The following is a 383-nucleotide window of genomic DNA, read 5'->3' on the forward strand; positions in this document are numbered from 1 at the left end:
AGCGTGTGATCTTTTTTAAGCTCTAAATTTCTAAGCTTTAAAATCCTAGCTAGTATATCTTTTAGATCTTTCTTACCAGATAGTATCTCATCATAATAAGCCTTTGGTATGCCTATCTCACTTCTATCTTGTTTTGTAAGTATGAGTTTGTCTCTATATACATTGCGAGCCTCGTCAGTTATCCTTGTTGTGCCACCTTGTAACACAAGACCTTGCTCGTTTTTTAAAAATGCGATAAAGATTTGCTCCTTTGTATAGCCTTGTTCATTATCATACACAGACATATCAGGCTTGAAGTCATATCCAGCACTACTAACCCACATATAAGGGATAGTATGCTCAGTTGTCATCACTTCTGGAGAGAAGTCAAGGAAATTTCCATT

At 36.0% G+C, this 383-nt stretch carries 1 pseudogene; it reads right to left on the reverse strand.

Annotation, left to right across the window (positions count from 1 at the left end):
* Positions 1-383: pseudogene (locus tag UNSWCS_RS11330) on the reverse strand (hypothetical protein); the annotation flags it as partial.

It is taken from the genome of Campylobacter concisus UNSWCS (assembly GCF_000466685.1).
GTDB lineage: Bacteria > Campylobacterota > Campylobacteria > Campylobacterales > Campylobacteraceae > Campylobacter_A > Campylobacter_A concisus_A.